The following is a 20,112-nucleotide window of genomic DNA, read 5'->3' as shown; positions in this document are numbered from 1 at the left end:
ATTCGTTGCCTGACACAGCGCTTTCGCCAGCAGACCGGCTCCCACAGTTTTTACCGCGCTGATCATATTTCGATCTTGTGATGCAGCTCATTGGTCGGGCGCAACGCCCGGGCATAGCAGAACAGGAACAGATTGCGCACCAGCTCCTTGAGCACCAGCGGTTCGCTGGAATTCAGGCTGCTGACGTCCAGATCACCCTGATCCTGCAGCTCATGCAGGGCTTCTTCTTCCAGTACCGCACAGACTTCTCCGGTTTCCCGATGCAGGATCCTGAGGTATGGGTGTGGGCGATCCAGCCAGGCGTCGATCAAATAAGTCATGGGTCTCATCTCCTTGAAAGGTTTCAATGAGAATAATTCTTATTCGTCAAATAGCAAGTGCCTATTGGCGGAATGCGATTTTTTCCGGGTAAAGATTGCGTAAGGTCAAAACGCCTGGCGTCTGGCTATCACGCGAGAATGCAGGAGGGGAAAGCGGGGAGGGCGATTCACCATCCCACGCCGGGCGCGGGATGGCTGACAGAAGGATCAGACCTTTCTGACGAACTCGGACTTGAGCTTCATCGGGCCGATGCCGTCGATCTTGCAGTCGATGTCATGGTCGCCATCGCACAGGCGGATGTTCTTGACCTTGGTGCCGACCTTGACCACCAGCGAAGTGCCTTTGACCTTGAGATCCTTGATCACGGTGATGGTGTCGCCGTCCTGCAGCACGTTGCCGACCGAATCTTTCTTCACGGCATCATCGGACGCCACTTCGGCTTCGCCATTGGCCGACCACTCGTGGGCGCACTCGGGGCAGATCAGTTGGGCACCGTCTTCGTAGGTGTATTCGGAATTGCATTTCGGGCAGGGTGGCAACGTGCTCACTAAGGCTCCTTGATAGGGGATCGCTAAAAGTCGCACATTGTATAGGGTTTTATGCGCAGGAGGGCATAGCGCAGAAACAACTGTGGGAGCAGGCTTGCTCGCGAATGCGGTATGTCATTAAACATGAATGTTGAATGACAGGTTGCTTTCGCGAGCGAGCCCGCTCCCACGGAAGGCAGATCAGTGCGTGCGGGCGACCGCAAACTCGCTCAGCTCTACCAGTGCATCGCGGTATTCGCTGGCTGGCAGCGCGTCGAGGCATTTGATCGCACGAGCCACGTAGTCGCGGGCCAGTTGCGCGGTGTATTCCAGCGAACCGGAGGCTTCCACGGCGAAGCGGATGCTTTCGAGGTCTTCGATCCCGCCTTTCTGGATTGCCTGGCGGACCAGTGCAGCCTGCTCAGGTGTGCCTTCACGCATGGTGTAGATCAGCGGCAGGGTCGGCTTGCCTTCGGCCAGATCGTCACCGACGTTCTTGCCCAGGGTCTCAGCGTCGCCCTTGTAGTCCAGCAGGTCGTCGACCAGTTGGAACGCCACGCCCAGGTGATCACCGAAGGTGCGCAGGGCTTCGCTCTGCTCGGCGGTGGCACCGGCCAGTGCGGCAGCGCTGTGGGTCGAGGCTTCGAAGAGCATCGCGGTCTTGCCGCGGATGACTTCCATGTAGGTTTCTTCGGTGGTGCTGGCGTCGCGTACCTTGGACAGCTGCAACACTTCGCCTTCGGCGATGATGCGCGTGGCCTGGGACAGGATCTTCATCACCGGCATCGAACCCAGCTCGACCATCATTTCGAACGAGCGCGAGTACAGGAAGTCGCCGACCAGCACGCTCGGGGCGTTGCCCCACATGGCGTTGGCGGTGGAGCGGCCACGGCGCATGCCGGACATGTCGACCACGTCGTCATGCAGCAGGGTCGCGGTGTGCAGGAATTCGATGGTGGCGGCCAGCAGACGCATGTCGTCGCCTTCGCGACCCAGGGCCTTGCCACACAGCAGCACCAGTAACGGACGCAGGCGTTTGCCGCCGGCCGAGGTGATGTAATCGCCGATTTTCGATACCAGCGGCACTCGGGAAGTCAGCTGCTTCTTGATGATGCCGTCGACGGCGTTAAAATCGTCCGCCACCGCGCGGTAGAAAGCTTGGGGTTGCATCAGCGACAGTTGCTCCAGAAGGGTTGCGCGGCATGCTAGGACCCACACCGGGGCCTGTCAAGGCGCGATGGACGGCCACTTGCGTGACTCTCGCGGCTTGCGTACAATCGCGCACCCTGAACTTCCTGGGCAGCACCTGCCTTACGCAATTGCACTTGGGCCGTTCCAGCCCCATGCAGCCATGCCAGCCAATACCTCTTCTTATAAAGAGCTGGGTGAGCAGGATTATCGGAGAAATACCATGTACGCAGTAATCGTTACCGGCGGTAAGCAATACAAGGTCGCTGAAGGTGAATACCTGAAGATCGAAAAACTGGAAGTCGCTACTGGCGAATCCGTGACTTTTGACCGCGTTCTGCTGGTCGCCAATGGCGACGACGTGAACATCGGCGCACCTGTTGTTGCTGGCGCAACCGTCAAGGCTGAAGTGATCTCCCAAGGTCGTCACGATAAAGTCCGCATCATCAAGTTCCGTCGCCGTAAGCACCACATGAAGCGTATGGGCCACCGCCAGTGGTTCACCGAGATCAAAATCACCGGTATTCAGGCTTAATTACAGCCTAATTCCTCACTAGGAGAATTGAACTCATGGCACACAAAAAAGCTGGTGGTAGTACCCGTAACGGTCGCGACTCAGAAGCCAAACGCCTTGGCGTGAAGATGTATGGCGGCCAGGTCATCAAGGCCGGCAACATCATCGTGCGTCAGCGCGGCACCCAATTCCACGCTGGCTACGGCGTTGGCATGGGTAAAGATCACACTCTCTTCGCGAAAATCGAAGGCGTGATCAAGTTTGAAGTAAAAGGCGCCTTCGGTCGTCGTTACGTGAGCGTTGTCGCGGCTTAATCGCGAGATCGCTGGAAGAGCCCTGTCTTGCGACGGGGCTTTTTCGTTTGTGGGGTGAGTCTCTTGCAAAACTGTTTGTATGGGCTGTCGGCGTGCGATGCAGGTCGTGGTTTGGGGTCGCTGCGCTCATTTTTGCAAGAGTCTTATGTCTTGATTGTTTTTCGGCTCGTCCGTATGGCGAGAGGCGTTGAGTTATGAAGTTTGTAGACGAAGTATCGATCCGCGTAAAAGCTGGTGACGGCGGCAATGGCTGCATGAGTTTCCGTCGGGAAAAATTCATTGAAAACGGCGGCCCGAACGGCGGTGATGGCGGTGACGGCGGTTCCATCTACATGATGGCCGACGAAAACCTCAACACCCTGGTCGACTACCGTTACACCCGGCACTTCGATGCCGAGCGTGGCTCCAACGGCGGCAGCACCGATTGCACTGGCAAGAAAGGTGAAGACCTGATCCTGCGCGTGCCGGTCGGTACCACCGTGATCGACTCGGCCACCCAGGAAGTGATTGGCGACCTGACCAAGGCCGGCCAGAAACTGATGGTGGTGCAGGGCGGTTGGCACGGTCTGGGCAACACCCGTTTCAAATCCAGTACCAACCGTGCGCCGCGCCAGACCACTCCGGGTAAGCCGGGTGAGCAGCGCGACCTGAAACTGGAAATGAAAGTGCTGGCTGACGTCGGTCTGCTGGGCTTGCCGAACGCCGGTAAAAGTACCTTTATCCGTTCGGTGTCGGCGGCCAAGCCGAAAGTCGCCGACTACCCGTTCACCACGCTGGTGCCGAACCTGGGTGTGGTCAGCGTTGATCGCTGGAAAAGCTTCGTCATCGCCGACATTCCGGGGCTGATCGAAGGTGCTTCCGACGGTGCCGGCCTGGGCATTCGCTTCCTCAAGCACTTGGCGCGTACGCGTCTGTTGCTGCACCTCGTCGACATGGCGCCGCTGGATGACACCAGTGCACCGGATGCGGCTGAAGTGATCGTCAACGAGCTGGTCAAATTCAGTCCGTCGCTGGCCGAGCGTGATCGCTGGCTGGTGCTGAACAAGTGTGACCAGATCCTCGAGGAAGAACACGAAGAGCGCGTCAAGGAAATCGTTGATCGCCTGCAGTGGGAAGGTCCGGTCTACGTGATCTCGGCCATCGCCAAAGAAGGCACCGAGCGCCTGACGCGCGACATCATGCGTTATCTGGAAGATCGTGCTGATCGTCTGGCCAACGACCCGGCGTACAAGGAAGAACTGGCTGATCTCGATCAGCGCATCGAAGACGAAGCCCGTGCGCAGTTGCAGGCGCTGGATGACAAGCGTGCCCTGCGTCGCAGCGGCGTGAAGTCGGTCCATGACATCGGTGACGATGACTGGGACGAAGAAGATGTGGATGATGAAGACGGTCCGGAAATCATTTACGTGCGCGACTGATTCGTTGCAGTAAACTTAAGCGCCGCTCAATCGAGCGGCGTTTTAGTATCTGGAAATCGATCGTTGGTCACCAATAGCCACGATTAACGTCACGGGCAGCGCTGGGTCGCGCGGCCCTCAAGCTAAGGTTGAAGATGATGCGGAGCAAAGTGACAGGTGCGCAGCGTTGGGTCGTGAAGATCGGCAGCGCTTTGCTGACGGCGGACGGCAAGGGGCTGGATCGCAAGGCAATGGGTGTCTGGGTCGAGCAGATGGTTGCCCTGCATGAGGCGGGTGTCGAGCTGGTGCTGGTGTCCTCCGGCGCAGTGGCTGCCGGCATGAGCCGCCTGGGCTGGACCTCGCGACCCAGTGCGATGCACGAGCTCCAGGCCGCTGCTGCAATCGGCCAGATGGGCTTGGTGCAGGCCTGGGAATCGAGCTTTGCCGAACATGGCCGGCACACCGCGCAGATTCTCCTGACTCACGACGACCTGTCCGACCGCAAGCGCTACCTGAACGCCCGCAGTACCCTGCGCGCACTGGTTGAGCTGAAAGTCATCCCGGTGATCAACGAAAACGACACGGTGGTCACCGACGAGATCCGTTTCGGCGACAACGATACGCTGGCGGCGCTGGTGGCCAATCTGGTCGAGGCCGATCTGCTGGTGATCCTCACCGATCGCGACGGCATGTTCGACGCCGATCCGCGCAACAACCCCGATGCGCAGCTGATTTACGAAGCGCGCGCCGATGATCCGACGCTTGATGCGGTGGCGGGCGGTACCGGCGGCGCGCTGGGACGTGGCGGCATGCAGACCAAGCTGCGTGCGGCGCGTCTGGCGGCGCGTTCCGGGGCGCACACGATCATCGTTGGTGGGCGTCTGGAGCGAGTGCTCGATCGCCTGAAGGCTGGCGAGCGCATCGGTACGCTGCTGTCGCCTGAGCGCGGCATGCTGGCGGCGCGCAAGCAGTGGCTGGCCGGGCATTTGCAGACTCGTGGCACGCTGGTGCTTGACGAGGGTGCGGTGTCGGCATTGTCGCAGGGCAACAAGAGTCTGCTGCCGGTCGGCGTCAAGCTGGTTCAGGGCAGTTTCCGTCGCGGCGAGATGGTGGTTTGCGTGGCGCCGGACGGTCGTGAGATCGCCCGCGGTTTGGCCAACTATAGTGCTCTAGAGGCGCAAAAAATCATTGGTCAGTCGTCGGACGCGATTGTCGGCGTGCTGGGCTACATGGCTGAGCCGGAGCTGGTTCACCGTGACAACCTGATTCTGGTCTGAGGAAAAGCGCGATGCGTATGGCAAAAGGATTGTTGGGGTTGCTGATGGCGTTGCCACTGCTGGCCTCGGCCGAGGAAATCGGTCAGGTGTCGACGGTATTCAAGTTTGTCGGTCCGAATGACCGGATTGTGGTCGAGGCTTTCGATGATCCGAAAGTCGATGGCGTGACCTGCTACCTGTCCCGCGCCAAGACGGGTGGGGTAAAGGGTGGTTTGGGCCTGGCCGAGGATCGTGCCGAGGCGTCGATTGCCTGTCGTCAGGTTGGCCCGATCAAGTTCAAGGGTGAACTGAAGGATGGCGACGAGGTATTCAAGGAGCGCACGTCGCTGGTATTCAAGACCATGCAGGTGGTGCGTTTCCTCGACAAGAAGCGCAATACGCTGGTGTACCTGGTCTACAGCGATCGCGTGATCGAAGGTAGTCCGCAGAATGCGGTGACGGCGATTCCGATCGTGCCGTGGGTTCCTGTTCAGCAATAACACCGCAAATCCACAATGTGGGAGCGGGCTTGCTCGCGAATAGGTCGTGTCAGTCGCTAGAGATGTCGGCTGACAGATTGCATTCGCGAGCAAGCCCGCTCCCACTTTTTTATGTGCGGGATTTACTAAATCGCAGGCAATAAAAAACCGACCCTAAGGTCGGTTTTTTAATGACTACGTCGATTAAGCAGCTTCTTTCAGTGCCTTGACGTGGCCATTCAGACGGCTCTTATGACGAGCAGCCTTGTTCTTGTGGATGATGCCTTTATCGGCCATACGGTCGATAACTGGCACAGCCAGAACGTATGCAGCTTGAGCTTTTTCAGCGTCTTTTGCGTCGATGGCCTTAACTACATTCTTGATGTAGGTACGAACCATGGAACGCAGGCTGGCGTTGTGGCTGCGACGCTTCTCAGCCTGTTTTGCACGTTTTTTGGCGGAAGGTGAGTTGGCCACCGTCGAGCTCCTCGAAAGACTTTTTAGGAAATAGCAAACAAAATAGGCCGCGAATCATGCCGATGAGTTGAAGTCTTGTCAAGGGCGCTTGAAACGTTCCGCTAAGTGGTAGGTGTAAAGAGGCGGGATATTTATTTCCGGCGCTTGACCTGTAAACTCGCGAGCTTTGGCTCTGTGCTGTTGCGGCGCGGAGTATCGCACAAGTGGGCGCATTGTTCGCCTGCTGTTTATCGACAGGCACTAATTCCCTCAATGAATCTGCTCAAATCGTTGGCCGCTGTCAGCTCTATCACGATGCTTTCCCGGATTCTGGGGTTCGTCCGTGACACGCTCATCGCTCGCACATTCGGCGCCGGAATGGCGACGGACGCCTTCTTCATCGCCTTCAAATTGCCCAACCTGCTGCGGCGAATCTTCGCCGAGGGGGCGTTCTCGCAGGCTTTCGTGCCGATTCTGGCGGAATACAAGAGTCAGAAAGGCGAAGAGGCGACCCGCACCTTCATTGCTTATGTCTCGGGCCTGCTGACCCTGGTGCTGGCGCTGGTCACAGCGCTGGGCATGATTGCCGCGCCGTGGGTGATCTGGGCCACCGCGCCGGGGTTTGCCGATACGCCAGAAAAATTCCAGCTCACCTCCGATCTGCTGCGGGTGACGTTCCCTTATATATTGCTGATCTCCCTGTCCTCGCTGGCCGGGGCAATCCTCAATACCTGGAACCGCTTTTCGGTGCCGGCCTTCGTGCCGACCCTGCTCAACGTCAGCATGATCGTGTTTTCGCTGTTCCTGACGCCGTATTTCGATCCGCCGGTGATGGCCCTGGGCTGGGCAGTGCTGGTGGGTGGTCTGGCGCAGTTGCTCTATCAACTGCCGCACCTGAAGAAAATCGGCATGCTGGTGCTGCCGCGCTTGAATCTGCGTGATACCGGTGTCTGGCGGGTGATGAAGCAGATGCTGCCGGCGATCATCGGTGTCTCGGTCAGCCAGATTTCGCTGATCATCAACACCATTTTCGCCTCGTTCCTGGTGGCCGGTTCGGTGTCGTGGATGTACTACGCCGACCGCTTGATGGAATTGCCGTCCGGCGTGCTCGGCGTGGCATTGGGCACCATTTTGCTGCCGACGCTGGCCAAGACCTATGCGAGCAAGGATCGTCACGAATACTCGCGGATCCTCGACTGGGGCCTGCGCCTGTGCTTCGTGCTGGTGCTGCCGTGTGCGCTGGCACTGGGGATTCTTGCCGAGCCACTGACCGTGTCGCTGTTCCAGTACGGCCAGTTCAGTGCGTTTGATGCGTCCATGACTCAGCGTGCGCTGATTGCCTATTCTGTCGGCCTGCTCGGGATTATCGTGATCAAAGTGCTGGCGCCGGGCTTTTACGCGCAACAGAACATCCGCACTCCGGTAAAAATCGCAATCTTCACCCTGATCGTCACTCAACTGTTCAACCTGGTGTTGATCGGCCCGCTGGCTCACGCCGGTCTGGCGCTGGCGATCAGTGCCGGTGCCTGCCTCAATGCCGGGCTGCTGTTCTATCAACTGCGCAAGCAAAAGATGTATCAGCCGCAACCGGGCTGGTACCTGTTCGGCTTCAAACTGGTGGTGGCGGTCGCGGTGATGTCGGCGGTGTTGCTGCTCGGTATGCATTTCATGCCGGCCTGGGATCAGGGGCACATGCTGGAGCGCTTCCTGCGACTGGGTGCGCTGGTGATTGCCGGTGTGGTGGCGTATTTCGGTATGTTGCTGCTGCTCGGTTTCCGCCTGCGTGACTTCAATCGCAAGGCTTTGAGCTGAGGTTTCAGCCTTTATCAACGGGCGCGGGCCGGCAGTTTTGTCGGCTCGATCACTTTGCGTTACGGTGTTGCCTGTCGTCGACCGTCGGGTGTGGTTATAATCGACCACTTTATGAGCAAGAAGCGCGTTATGCAGCTGGTTCGAGGCCTCCACAACTTGCGCCCCCAGCATCGGGGCTGCGTCGCCACTATTGGCAACTTTGACGGTGTTCACCGTGGTCACCAGGCTATCCTGGCCCGTCTGCGTGAGCGTGCGCTGGAGTTGGGCGTACCCAGCTGCGTGGTGATTTTCGAACCGCAGCCACGGGAATTCTTCGCCCCGGAGACCGCGCCGGCACGTCTGGCCCGCTTGCGTGACAAGCTGCAACTGCTGGCCGCCGAAGGCGTCGACCGGGTGCTGTGCCTGGCGTTCAACCAGCGCCTGAGCAAGCTCAGCGCCAGTGAATTTGTCGATACCATCCTGGTGGACGGTCTCGGCGTGCAGCATCTGGAGGTCGGTGACGATTTCCGCTTCGGCTGCGACCGCCTCGGCGATTTCGATTTCCTGCTGCAGGCCGGGCAGGTTCACGGTTTTACCGTGGAAGCCGCGCAAACCGTCGAGTTGGATGGCATTCGCGTCAGCAGCACTCAGGTGCGCAACGCGTTGGCCGCCGCCGATTTTGCCTTGGCCGAACGCTTGCTCGGCCGCCCGTACCGGATCGCCGGTCGCGTGCTGCACGGTCAGAAACTGGCCCGGCAACTGGGTACGCCCACTGCCAATATTCAACTCAAGCGTCGTCGCGTGCCATTCACCGGGGTTTATCTGGTGGATGTGGATATCGACGGCAAGACCTGGCCCGGCGTCGCCAATATCGGCGTGCGGCCTACGGTCCAAGGTGATGGCAAAGCCCACCTTGAAGTTCATCTACTGGATTTTGCCGGCGATCTGTATGACCGGCGTCTGACGGTGGTTTTCCACCAAAAGCTGCGTGAAGAGCAGCGTTTTGCCTCTCTGGAGGCACTGAAAACGGCGATCAACGCGGATGTCGCCGCCGCCCGTGCACTAGCCGCACCTAGCGCCCATCGCTAATGAAGAGCCTTAAATGACCGACTATAAAGCCACGCTAAACCTTCCGGACACCGCCTTCCCAATGAAGGCCGGCCTGCCACAGCGCGAACCGCAGATCCTGCAGCGCTGGGACAGTATTGGCCTGTACGGAAAGTTGCGCGAGATTGGCAAGGATCGTCCGAAGTTCGTCCTGCACGACGGCCCTCCGTACGCCAACGGCACGATCCACATCGGTCATGCGCTGAACAAGATTCTCAAGGACATGATCATCCGCTCGAAAACCCTGTCGGGTTTCGACGCGCCGTATGTTCCGGGTTGGGACTGCCACGGCCTGCCGATCGAGCACAAGGTTGAAGTGACCCACGGTAAGAACCTGGGCGCGGACAAGACCCGCGAGCTGTGCCGTGCCTACGCCACCGAGCAGATCGAAGGGCAGAAGACCGAGTTCATCCGCCTCGGCGTGCTGGGCGACTTCGCCAACCCGTACAAGACCATGAACTTCAAGAACGAGGCCGGTGAAATCCGCGCCCTCGCCGAAATCGTCAAGGGCGGTTTCGTGTTCAAGGGCCTCAAACCGGTGAACTGGTGCTTCGATTGCGGTTCGGCGCTGGCCGAAGCGGAAGTCGAGTACGAGAACAAGAAGTCCTCGACCATCGATGTGGCCTTCCCGATCGCCGACGAAGCCAAACTGGCTACCGCGTTCGGTCTGCCGTCGCTGAGCAAGCCTGCCTCGATCGTGATCTGGACCACCACCCCTTGGACCATCCCGGCCAACCAGGCACTGAACGTTCACCCGGAATTCAACTACGCCCTGGTCGATATCGGCGACAAGCTGCTGATCCTGGCTGAAGAGCTGGTTGAGTCCTGCCTGTCGCGTTACGGCGTTGAAGGCACCGTACTGGCCACCGCGCCGGGTTCGGCGCTGGAACTGATCAACTTCCGTCACCCGTTCTACGACCGTCTGTCGCCGGTGTACCTGGCCGACTACGTTGAGCTGGGCGCCGGCACCGGTGTGGTTCACTCCGCCCCGGCCTACGGCGTGGACGACTTCGTGACCTGCAAGAAATACGGCATGGTCAACGACGAGATCCTCAACCCGGTGCAAAGCAACGGTGTGTACGTGCCGTCGCTGGAGTTCTTCGGCGGCCAGTTCATCTGGAAGGCCAACCCGGCCATCGTCGAAAAACTGACCGAAGTCGGTGCGCTGATGCACACCACCGTCATCGAACACAGCTACATGCACTGCTGGCGCCACAAGACCCCGCTGATCTATCGCGCCACCGCGCAGTGGTTCATCGGCATGGACAAAGAGCCGGTCAGCGGCGACACCCTGCGCGTGCGCTCGCTCAAAGCCATCGAAGAGACCAAGTTCGTTCCGGCCTGGGGCCAGGCGCGCCTGCACTCGATGATCGCCAACCGTCCGGACTGGTGCATCTCCCGTCAGCGTAACTGGGGCGTGCCGATCCCGTTCTTCCTCAACAAGGAAAGCGGCGAGCTGCACCCACGCACCGTCGAACTGATGGAAGAAGTCGCCAAGCGCGTTGAAGTCGAAGGCATCGAAGCCTGGTTCAAACTCGACGCCGCCGAACTGCTGGGCGATGAAGCGCCGCTGTACGACAAGATCAGCGACACCCTCGACGTCTGGTTCGACTCGGGCACCACCCACTGGCACGTATTGCGTGGTTCGCACCCGATGGGCCACGAGACCGGTCCACGCGCCGACCTGTACCTGGAAGGTTCCGACCAGCACCGCGGCTGGTTCCATTCGTCGCTGTTGACCGGTTGCGCCATCGACAACCACGCGCCGTACCGCGAACTGCTGACCCACGGCTTCACCGTCGACGAGTCCGGCCGCAAGATGTCCAAATCGCTGGGCAACGTGATCGCGCCGCAGAAAGTCAACGACACCCTGGGCGCCGACATCATGCGTCTGTGGGTCGCGTCGACCGACTACTCCGGCGAAATGGCCGTGTCCGAGCAGATCCTGCAACGCAGCGCGGACGCCTATCGTCGCATCCGTAACACCGCGCGTTTCCTGCTTTCCAACCTGACCGGTTTCAACCCGGCCACCGACCTGCTGCCGGCTGAAGACATGCTCGCACTGGATCGCTGGGCGGTGGACCGTACTTTGCTGCTGCAACGCGAACTGCAAGAGCACTACGGCGAATACCGTTTCTGGAACGTCTACTCGAAGATCCACAACTTCTGCGTGCAGGAGCTGGGTGGTTTCTACCTCGACATCATCAAGGACCGCCAGTACACCACCGGCGCCGACAGCAAGGCCCGTCGCTCGTGCCAGACCGCGCTGTTCCACATCTCCGAAGCGCTGGTGCGCTGGATCGCACCGATCCTCGCGTTTACTGCCGACGAGCTGTGGCAGTACCTGCCGGGCGAGCGCAACGAATCGGTGATGCTCAACACCTGGTACGAAGGTCTGACCGAGCTGCCGGAAGGCTTCGAGCTGGGTCGCGCCTACTGGGATCGCATCATGGAAGTGAAGGTGGCGGTCAACAAAGAGATGGAAATCCAGCGCGCGGCCAAAGCCGTCGGTGGCAACCTGCAAGCCGAAGTGACGCTGTTCGCCGAAGACGCGCTGAGCGCCGACCTGGCCAAGCTGAGCAACGAGCTGCGCTTTGTCCTGATCACCTCGACCGCCAGCGTGGCGCCTTTCGTTCAGGCACCTGCGGACGCGGTCGCCACCGAAGTCAGCGGCCTGAAACTGAAGATCGTCAAATCGGCCTTCCCGAAGTGCGCCCGTTGCTGGCACTGCCGTGAAGACGTCGGCGTGAACCCGGAGCATCCGGAAATCTGCGGTCGTTGCGTCGACAACATCAGCGGCGCCGGCGAGGTTCGTCACTATGCCTAATGCCGTTGGCCGTTTCGGACGGTTGAGCTGGCTCTGGTTGAGTTTGCTGGTTCTGGTCATCGACCAGGCCAGCAAGTTCTACTTCGAAAACAAGCTCGAAATGTTCCAGCAGATCGTGATCATTCCCGATTACTTCAGCTGGACGCTGGCCTACAACACCGGCGCTGCCTTCAGCTTCCTGGCTGACAGCTCCGGCTGGCAGCGCTGGCTGTTCGCCCTGATCGCGATTGTGGTCAGTGCGGTGCTGGTGGTCTGGCTCAAACGCCTGGGTCGCAACGAAACCTGGCTGGCCGTCGCTTTGGCGCTGGTGCTGGGTGGCGCGCTGGGCAATCTGTATGACCGCATCGCCCTGGGCCATGTGATCGACTTCATTCTGGTGCACTGGCAGAACCGCTGGTACTTCCCGGCGTTCAACTTCGCCGACAGCGCCATCACCGTCGGTGCGGTGATGCTGGCACTGGACATGTTCAAAAGTAAGAAAACCGGAGAAGCCGTTCATGACTGAACAGGTATTGGCTGAGCAACGCATCGGCCAGAACACGGAAGTCACTTTGCACTTTGCATTGCGCCTGGAGAACGGCGATACGGTCGACAGCACGTTCGACAAGGCCCCGGCGACCTTCAAGGTCGGCGACGGCAACTTGCTGCCGGGTTTCGAAGCGGCATTGTTCGGCTTCAAGGCCGGCGACAAGCGTACGCTGACCGTCGAGCCGGAAAACGCTTTCGGCCAGCCGAACCCGCAAAACGTACAGATCATCCCGCGCTCGCAGTTTGCCGACATGGAACTGTCACCGGGTCTGCTGGTGATCTTCAACGATGCGGCCAATACTGAGCTGCCGGGTGTGGTGAAAGAATTCGACGACGCGCAAGTGACCGTCGACTTCAACCACCCGCTGGCGGGCAAAACGCTGACCTTTGACGTAGAGATCATCTCCGTCAAAGCGATCTGAGTTACACCTCAGAACATTGTGGGAGCGGGCTTGCTCGCGAATGCTGACTGACATTCAACATAGAAGTTGTCTGACACACTGCTTTCGCGAGCAAGCCCGCTCCCACATTGGATTTTTGCTGGATTTGAGCAATGTGCTCGATCAGCAGGACGTAAATTTATTTCGCGCGCAAGACACGAGGCACAGCATGCAAATCAAACTCGCCAACCCCCGTGGCTTCTGCGCCGGCGTGGACCGGGCGATCGAAATCGTCAACCGCGCCCTGGAAGTCTTCGGGCCGCCGATCTACGTGCGTCATGAAGTGGTGCACAACAAGTTCGTGGTCGAGGACCTGCGCAGTCGTGGCGCGATCTTCGTCGAGGAACTGGATCAGGTGCCGGACGACGTCATCGTGATCTTCAGTGCCCACGGCGTTTCTCAGGCCGTGCGTAGCGAAGCCGCCGGTCGTGGCCTGAAAGTATTCGACGCCACCTGTCCGCTGGTTACCAAGGTACACATCGAAGTCGCCAAATACAGCCGCGACGGCCGTGAGTGCATCCTGATCGGCCACGCCGGTCACCCGGAAGTCGAAGGCACCATGGGCCAGTACGACGGCAGCAATGGCGGCGCGATCTACCTCGTCGAAGACGAAAAAGACGTGGCCGAACTGCAGGTGCGTAATCCGGAAAAACTGGCGTTCGTGACCCAGACCACCCTGTCGATGGACGATACCAGCCGCGTGATCGATGCCCTGCGCACACGTTTCCCGGCCATCGGTGGCCCGCGCAAGGACGACATCTGCTACGCCACGCAAAACCGTCAGGATGCGGTCAAGCAACTGGCCGACGAGTGCGACGTAGTGTTGGTGGTGGGCAGTCCGAACAGCTCCAACTCCAACCGCCTGCGTGAACTGGCCGAACGCATGGCCACGCCGGCCTACCTGATCGACGGCGCCGAAGACCTGCAGAAGAGCTGGTTCGAGGGTGTCGAGCGCATCGGCATCACCGCTGGTGCCTCCGCACCGGAAGTGCTGGTTCGCGGCGTGATCCAGCAGTTGCAAGCCTGGGGCGCGACCGGTGCCGATGAACTGGCCGGTCGCGAAGAGAACATCACTTTCTCGATGCCGAAAGAGCTGCGCGTCCGTTCGATCTGACGCTCTTCGCCTTCAGGCACAGCGCCTGCTCAGCCTTTGCGCTGGTCAGGCGCACCCGACCGGTTGCCGCCAGCACCACCTGGAGCTGGCTGACCGGCTCCTGTGCCGAGCAGAGATGTAACGTCCCTGCCTGAAATGCCCGCCCGGGCATCAGCGGTTGTCCCAGACTGCTGAATCGCACGTAACGACTGACCAGCCAATTGCCGACGATCGGTATTCGCCCGTCGCTCGCGTGCTCCAGCAGCAGTGGGTTGCTGCTGTCCAGCGGCCCCTTGCCGCTGATATCCAGAATGATCCGCCAGCCCTGACTCCAGTCGCCATTGATGCCATGGATCACCACGCTCTGATTGCGGGTGATGGCCTGTGTGCGGGCGTTGCGAATGCCCTCGAGCAGCGACCGGGCCGCCAGGTCGCGATGAGTCGATTCAGTGAAGGCCGCGAAGGTCGGACTGACCAGCGACAGAACAATTGCGCCAATCGCCAGTCCCATAAGCAATTCAATCAGACTGAAACCCTGTTGCGGCATGACGACTCCCTCCGTGGAGCATGAAGCCCGGCGCAATCCTTTTCGCCGGCCAGGGCAAATCAACCGACGCAGGCCGGTTGAATGTTCTAGCTTGTAGAAGCAGGTATAGCCGACGGCAACGGAGGGCATCGATGGATCATCGTACAAAAGGTTTCACGCTGCCCGAACTGTTGGCCGCGGTCGCCGTGCTGGTGATCCTCATCACCCTGGCGGTGCCAGGCTTCACTCGCTCGATCCAGAGCAGCAAGGCCGACACCGAAATGGGTGACCTGCAGCGCGCCATCAACTACGCGCGGCTGGAGGCGATTGATCGCGGCGTGACCACACGCTTGCGCCCGAGCGCCGGCGGCAGCGTGTGGACCGGCGAATTGTCGGTCTACGACAGTACTGGCACTCCGGCCAATGTATTACGGGTTGTTCCAGCGATGAGCAGCGGCGCGACTCTGACGCTACCCTCAGGAGTGACCGCACTGGATTTCAACAATCTGGGCGGCCTGGCGGCGCCATCGACGGCGGTGGCCATCAGTTATGTGCTGGGAACACAAAGCAGGACGCTGAACGTGTGTCTGAACGGACGAATTCAATTGGGTGGAAGTTGCGGATGAGGGCAGGGAGCACACAGACACAGGAGGGCATGTCGCTGATCGAGGTACTGGTCGCGTTGCTGATTCTGACCGTCGGCATATTGGGCGCGGCCGCCGTTCAAGTGAATGCGCTGAAGTACACCGACAGTTCCCGGATGACCAGTCAGGCGAGCTTCATCGCCTACGACATGATGGACCGCATCCGCGCCAATTCCGCTGCCGATTACACGGTCACGCCGCCGACCGCAGGCAACCTCAGCGTCGCCCGCGATCAGGATCTCTACGATTTCACCACCAACATCGTCAATTTCGGCGGGCCGACCGCCACCGGTACGATCACCCTCAATCAGCGGGTGTACACCATCACCATCAACTGGAATGACTCACGGGCCGCGAATGCCACCGGTACCACCCGCAGCTTCGTCCTGACCAGCCGTGCCACGGTCGATCCGGTGGCCGGCCCATGAAGCACGCCAACCGGGGTTTCGGCCTGATCGAAATGCTCATCGCCCTGGCGCTCGGGCTGATCATCGTGCTGGGGGTGGTGCAGACGTTTCTCGCCGCTAAAAACACTTACGTCAGCCAGAACACCGCTGCCGCCATGCAGGAAGACGCACGTTTTGTCCTGAGCAAGATGATTCAGGAACTGCGTATGGTCGGCATGTTCGGCTGCCTGGGCACGATTACTGACGCGAGCTCGGCGGGGGATTTCAACGCGGCGCAGATCATCCCGATCAGTTGGGACAACAGCAACCTCAAGCTGACCCTGGTCACTGCCGATGTCGGTGGCAATGGTGGTACGCCAACCTGGACGGTGGTCTCCGACTGCCGCAACAGCGCCACGGCCTATACCGGGTTGCGGGCGGCGGCGAGCGGGCAGATCGCCTTTCCGATCCGCCGCTTGATCTACAGCTTCAGCAACAACCAGATTCTCATGGGCACCGGCAGCGGCACTCCGATCCAGCAGGTGCTGGTGAACAATGTCAGTGCGTTCAGCGTCATGTTCGGTCTGGCGACGTCCGCCACCGATGTCGCGGCGTCCTCCTACAGCGCCAACCCCAGTGACCCGGCGCGCATCCGCAGTGTGCGCCTGAGCCTGACCCTCACCGACCCGAACAACCGGGTGGCCAATCAAACCTTCAATGTGGTTGCCGCTTTGCGCAACCGCTTGCAGTGAGGCCGGAATGATGAGGATCACGTTCAACCAGAGGCAAACCCAGCGCGGCATGGTGTTGCTGGTCAGTCTGGTGTTTCTGTTGCTGCTGACCTTGATCGGGCTGTCCTCGATGCAGAGTGCCAACCTGCAGGAGAAAATGGCCGGTAGCGTCAGCCTGCGTAATCAGTCGTTCCAGACCGCCGAGGCGGCGTTGCGCATCGGCGAGAGTGCGGTGCAACTCGACAGTTATTCGCTGGCGGTGTGCGCCAGCGCCACGCAATGTGCGCCGCCAGCGGAGTCCTCGGTGGTCAGTGCGGCGGGGCTCAACTCGACCTCGGGGGTGACGTGGGTCGCCGCAGGTAACGGCTTTTATGGTGTGCAGAACATCGGTACCACGCTGACGGCGGTGAACGTGCCGAGCAACACCTCGGCGACCTTGTATCGAGTGACCGCAGTCGGCATCGCCGGCACTTCGCGCAGTGTGGTGGAGAGCGTCTATGCGAAGTATTGAGCGCTGCCGGACGTTGTTGGCCGGCATGCTGCTGAGCTTTTATCTGGCAGCGCCGGCTTATGCGTTCACGCCTTCCGACTCGCCGCTGCTGAGTGCCGCTGCGGTACCGCCCAACGTGATGTTGCTGATCGACGATTCCGGCAGCATGAACAGCATCATTTACGCGGCGGGATTCGATCCGACCGTCACGCGTACACCGGCGCGGCAATGCAATGCCTTTCTTGGGCTGTGCTCGGCACTGAATGCGCCAGCGATTACCGGTGATCCGGTGTTTTTATCGAGTCTGCCGACCTCTGGCTGTTCCGGCGGCGCCTTTGCCTTCTACAACAACAGCATTGCGCCGCTGTGCCTGAAGCTGCCTGACCCGGTGGGCGGTGGTAACACCCGCTACACGGGGGATTACATCGCCTACGTGGTCGGGCTGGCGATCAACAATGGCACTCGCGACTTCACCACCGGGGCGATTCCCAACGACTATCGGATCAACGTCGCGCGCAACGTGTCCACCGCACTGGTCACCAGCAACCGTAACTTGCGCATGGGCCTGTCGACCTTCAACCCGGTGACCAGCAACAACCCCGGGAACGGTGGATACATCGCTCGTTCCATCAGTGATCTGTCGCCGGTCTCCGGCAGCGTGACCCAGGCGCAGGCCGACGCCAACTACAATGCGTTGATTTCGGCGATCGGTGGTTTGGGGGCCGTGGCCAACACGCCATTGGCGGAAACCTATTACGAAATCACCCGGTACATGCGCGGCATGACGCCGTACTACAACAGCACACCCACCACTTACACCAGTCCGATCCAGTACCGCTGCCAGAAGAACTATGGCGTAGTGATCACCGACGGCCTTCCGACGTATGACCGCACGTTTCCCACCAATGACCCGTTGGGCGGAAGTCGCTTGCCGAACTGGGACGGCATCAACAATGACGGCAACAACCTCAATGGCGACAATGAAGGCGACACGCTGTATCTGGATGACATCGCCAAGTTCGCCTACGACATCGACATGCGTTCGACCGGCGTCGATGCGGCGGGCAAGAGCTGGAGTTCGGCGGATTTTCCCAAGCAGAACATGAACACCTACACCGTCGGGTTCACCGCGACCAACACGATGCTGTCGGACGCCGCCAGTTACGGGCAGGGCAAGTATTACCTGGCGAACGACAGTACCGGCCTCAACGCCGCACTGTCGTCGGCATTGAGTGAAATCACTTCCAAGGCCGGCTCCGGCGGCAGCGGTGTCACCAGCGGCACCACGCTGGCCAGTGGCACCAGTTATTTCCAGACCAGTTACGACCCCAAGGACTGGCGCGGCACGATCAAATCCTTTGGCTTCACTTCGGCTGGAGCGGTGAACACCTCGGCAGCGTTGTGGACCACCGATACCACCATCGTGCCGGGCGCGACCGCACCGACCTATCAATCGTGGAACACCAGCAGCAATGCCGCCGTGACTCTGGCCTACGGCAACTTTTCCGCGACCCAACAGACGACGCTCAGCCAGAGCCTGCCCACCGGCATCAGCGGCAGTGATCTGGTGGAGTGGAGCAAGGGCACCAACAAGACCGGGCTCAAGGTGCGCAGCGTGTTGCTCGGCGACATCATCAACTCGCCGCTGGTGCTGGCCTCGCCCAGCGACAAAACCGCCTCCGACCTGTCGGGCGACACCACCTACACCACGTACCTGACCACCAAAGCGGCGAACATGAATGCCAATCTGGTGGTGAACGCCAATGACGGTTTCGTCAACGTGATCAACTCGGCCAACGGCACTCGACGCTATGCCTACATGCCGTCCAGCGTGTTGCCGTCGCTGCGGCTGATTGCCGATCCGGCGTACATCAATGGCGTCAGCCACAAGTTTCTGGTGGACGGCCAGGTCGGGGTCTACGATCTTCAGTTCAACAGTGCCTGGAAAACCGTGGCCATCGGCGGCACCGGTGCCGGCGGCAAGACTTTCTATGCACTGCAGCTGTTCGACGCGTCCGCGGGCAATGTGCTCAATGCCCTGTGGGAAGTCAGTGCACCTGCCACGGTGAACACTGCCAACGTATTCAATGATCTGGGTTACGCCTATGCCCGGCCGGAAGTGGCACGCTTGGCCGATGGTCGCTGGGCGGCGTTCATTGCCAATGGTTATGGCAGCAACTCCGGAGTGGCGGCTTTGTATGTGCTGGATGTGCGTGACGGTTCGTTGATCAAGAAGATCGTCATCGACAGTACCGAAACCACTAATGGCCTGTCGTCGGTGAAGCTCAAGGTCAATTCGTCGAACGTGGTGCAGGCCGCTTATGGCGGTGATCTGAAAGGGCGTCTGTGGAAATTCGATCTGAGCGCGACGTCGACCGACAGCTGGGGCGTGGCGTTTTCCGGCAAACCACTTTTCACTACGGCGGGCGGGGCGACTCAGCCGATCACCGCGCAGCCGCTGCTGGCGGACAATTCGCTGGGGGGCAAACAGATCTTCGTCGGCACCGGCAAATTCAACGAGACCGCCGACAAGACCAACAAGGATTTGCAGGCGTTCTACTCGGTGTGGGACGCCGATGGTGGTTCCGGTCAGTTGACCGTCAGCAGTTTGCAGGCGCAAGCAGTGACCGGGGTGTTCTCCGGCAGCGCCGGACAGTTCATCACCACCAGCCAGAACGACACGACCTATCCGGCGGAGAAGGGCTGGTATCTGCCGTTGGTGTACAACAACGTGCTGACCGGCGAGCGGGTGATCAATCAGGCCAGTCTGGTGCTCGGACGCATCGTGTTTACCACCGCCAGTGTCGATACCACCGACCCGTGTGCCAGTTTCGGCACCGGCAAACTGGTCGAACTGGATGCGTTCAGCGGTAAGATGCTCAACTACGCGGTGCTCGACACCAACGCCGATGGCGTGGTCGACAGCAACGACACGATTTCCAGCGGCGTGGTGTTCACCGGCGGAATTCCGACCCTGAACGCCATCGTCAATGGCGCGACCCGCAAGATCGTCAACGATTCCAGTGGCACCGTGACCACGCTGGTGGAAAAACCCGGTGGCGGCAGCCGTCGTATCATGTGGCGACAAATACAGTAA

The 20,112-nt window shown here is 60.1% G+C and carries 21 protein-coding genes; 16 read left to right on the top strand and 5 right to left on the bottom strand.

Annotated features, from left to right (window positions below; translation table 11 throughout):
• Nucleotides 1-62: 62 nt before the first annotated feature.
• The 3 genes from ACVHNU_RS20845 to ACVHNU_RS20835 form a co-directional block, all read right to left on the bottom strand.
• On the bottom strand, nt 63-320 hold the full coding sequence (locus tag ACVHNU_RS20845; protein ID WP_003228365.1) for a PA4570 family protein: 258 nt from the start codon (nt 318-320) through the stop codon (nt 63-65).
• 207 nt (nt 321-527) lie between these two features.
• On the bottom strand, nt 528-869 hold the full coding sequence (locus tag ACVHNU_RS20840; RefSeq protein WP_003228364.1) for a zinc ribbon domain-containing protein YjdM: 342 nt from the start codon (nt 867-869) through the stop codon (nt 528-530).
• Nucleotides 870-1,049: 180 nt separating this feature from the next.
• On the bottom strand, nt 1,050-2,018 hold the full coding sequence (locus ACVHNU_RS20835; protein WP_473018226.1) for a polyprenyl synthetase family protein: 969 nt from the start codon (nt 2,016-2,018) through the stop codon (nt 1,050-1,052).
• A gap of 241 nt (nt 2,019-2,259) precedes the next feature.
• Between ACVHNU_RS20835 and rplU the strand changes: the two genes are divergently transcribed.
• From rplU to ACVHNU_RS20810, 5 genes are all read left to right on the top strand, one after another.
• Entirely contained in the window at nt 2,260-2,571 is a 312-nt protein-coding gene (gene rplU / locus ACVHNU_RS20830) for a 50S ribosomal protein L21 (protein WP_003228361.1), read from the top strand.
• Between the two features lie 35 nt (nt 2,572-2,606).
• Nucleotides 2,607-2,864, top strand: coding sequence for a 50S ribosomal protein L27 (rpmA, locus tag ACVHNU_RS20825; protein ID WP_003228360.1), 258 nt, complete (start codon nt 2,607-2,609; stop codon nt 2,862-2,864).
• A gap of 194 nt (nt 2,865-3,058) precedes the next feature.
• Nucleotides 3,059-4,282, top strand: coding sequence for an Obg family GTPase CgtA (cgtA, locus tag ACVHNU_RS20820; protein ID WP_003228358.1), 1,224 nt, complete (start codon nt 3,059-3,061; stop codon nt 4,280-4,282).
• Nucleotides 4,283-4,419: 137 nt separating this feature from the next.
• A complete protein-coding gene (gene proB / locus ACVHNU_RS20815) occupies nt 4,420-5,538 on the top strand; it encodes a glutamate 5-kinase (protein WP_103521657.1) in 1,119 nt (372 codons plus the stop codon).
• 11 nt (nt 5,539-5,549) lie between these two features.
• Nucleotides 5,550-6,017, top strand: coding sequence for a CreA family protein (locus ACVHNU_RS20810; RefSeq protein WP_003228353.1), 468 nt, complete (start codon nt 5,550-5,552; stop codon nt 6,015-6,017).
• 183 nt (nt 6,018-6,200) lie between these two features.
• On the opposite strand, the gene rpsT is transcribed toward ACVHNU_RS20810, so the two are convergent.
• On the bottom strand, nt 6,201-6,473 hold the full coding sequence (gene rpsT / locus ACVHNU_RS20805; protein ID WP_003228351.1) for a 30S ribosomal protein S20: 273 nt from the start codon (nt 6,471-6,473) through the stop codon (nt 6,201-6,203).
• Between the two features lie 252 nt (nt 6,474-6,725).
• Here rpsT and murJ point away from each other — a divergent pair, with 252 nt between their 5' ends.
• The 6 genes from murJ to ispH all read left to right on the top strand — a co-directional run bounded on the left by murJ (nt 6,726) and on the right by ispH (nt 14,259).
• Complete coding sequence (gene murJ, locus ACVHNU_RS20800) at nt 6,726-8,264, top strand: murein biosynthesis integral membrane protein MurJ (protein WP_003228348.1); 1,539 nt, start codon at nt 6,726-6,728, stop codon at nt 8,262-8,264.
• Nucleotides 8,265-8,393: 129 nt separating this feature from the next.
• The gene (gene ribF / locus ACVHNU_RS20795) at nt 8,394-9,332 is read left to right on the top strand and encodes a bifunctional riboflavin kinase/FAD synthetase (RefSeq protein ID WP_003228347.1); all 939 of its coding nucleotides are present in this window, start codon (nt 8,394-8,396) and stop codon (nt 9,330-9,332) included.
• Between the two features lie 13 nt (nt 9,333-9,345).
• Nucleotides 9,346-12,177: an isoleucine--tRNA ligase gene (gene ileS / locus ACVHNU_RS20790; RefSeq protein WP_473018224.1), complete on the top strand. Its 2,832-nt coding sequence runs from the start codon at nt 9,346-9,348 to the stop codon at nt 12,175-12,177.
• The gene (lspA, locus tag ACVHNU_RS20785) at nt 12,170-12,682 is read left to right on the top strand and encodes a signal peptidase II (RefSeq protein ID WP_003228341.1); all 513 of its coding nucleotides are present in this window, start codon (nt 12,170-12,172) and stop codon (nt 12,680-12,682) included. The genes ileS and lspA overlap by 8 nt, the downstream gene beginning before the upstream one ends.
• Nucleotides 12,683-12,689: 7 nt before the next feature.
• Entirely contained in the window at nt 12,690-13,127 is a 438-nt protein-coding gene (fkpB, locus tag ACVHNU_RS20780) for an FKBP-type peptidyl-prolyl cis-trans isomerase (RefSeq protein ID WP_198286829.1), read from the top strand.
• A gap of 187 nt (nt 13,128-13,314) precedes the next feature.
• The gene (gene ispH, locus ACVHNU_RS20775; protein WP_003228337.1) at nt 13,315-14,259 is read left to right on the top strand and encodes a 4-hydroxy-3-methylbut-2-enyl diphosphate reductase; all 945 of its coding nucleotides are present in this window, start codon (nt 13,315-13,317) and stop codon (nt 14,257-14,259) included.
• Here ispH and ACVHNU_RS20770 read toward each other — a convergent pair.
• Entirely contained in the window at nt 14,216-14,785 is a 570-nt protein-coding gene (locus tag ACVHNU_RS20770; protein ID WP_473018223.1) for a GspH/FimT family pseudopilin, read from the bottom strand. The genes ispH and ACVHNU_RS20770 overlap by 44 nt on opposite strands.
• A gap of 131 nt (nt 14,786-14,916) precedes the next feature.
• Here ACVHNU_RS20770 and ACVHNU_RS20765 point away from each other — a divergent pair, with 131 nt between their 5' ends.
• Genes ACVHNU_RS20765 through ACVHNU_RS20745 form a run of 5 tightly spaced genes read left to right on the top strand, consistent with a single transcriptional unit; the run spans nt 14,917 to nt 20,112 of the window.
• Nucleotides 14,917-15,390, top strand: a complete 474-nt coding sequence (locus ACVHNU_RS20765) for a GspH/FimT family pseudopilin (protein WP_103485409.1) — start codon at nt 14,917-14,919, stop codon at nt 15,388-15,390.
• The gene (gene pilV / locus ACVHNU_RS20760; protein ID WP_103485408.1) at nt 15,387-15,836 is read left to right on the top strand and encodes a type IV pilus modification protein PilV; all 450 of its coding nucleotides are present in this window, start codon (nt 15,387-15,389) and stop codon (nt 15,834-15,836) included. The genes ACVHNU_RS20765 and pilV overlap by 4 nt, the downstream gene beginning before the upstream one ends.
• On the top strand, nt 15,833-16,546 hold the full coding sequence (locus ACVHNU_RS20755; protein ID WP_473018221.1) for a PilW family protein: 714 nt from the start codon (nt 15,833-15,835) through the stop codon (nt 16,544-16,546). Before pilV ends, ACVHNU_RS20755 begins: the two co-directional genes overlap by 4 nt.
• A gap of 10 nt (nt 16,547-16,556) precedes the next feature.
• Nucleotides 16,557-17,036, top strand: coding sequence for a pilus assembly PilX family protein (locus ACVHNU_RS20750; protein WP_045122842.1), 480 nt, complete (start codon nt 16,557-16,559; stop codon nt 17,034-17,036).
• Nucleotides 17,023-20,112 (top strand): pilus assembly protein, encoded by a 3,090-nt coding sequence (locus tag ACVHNU_RS20745; protein ID WP_103521602.1) that lies wholly within the window; start codon nt 17,023-17,025, stop codon nt 20,110-20,112. The genes ACVHNU_RS20750 and ACVHNU_RS20745 overlap by 14 nt, the downstream gene beginning before the upstream one ends.

It is taken from the genome of Pseudomonas sp. Ors-4-3C (assembly GCF_055755035.1).
This window is presented reverse-complemented; position numbering and strand designations above follow the sequence as displayed.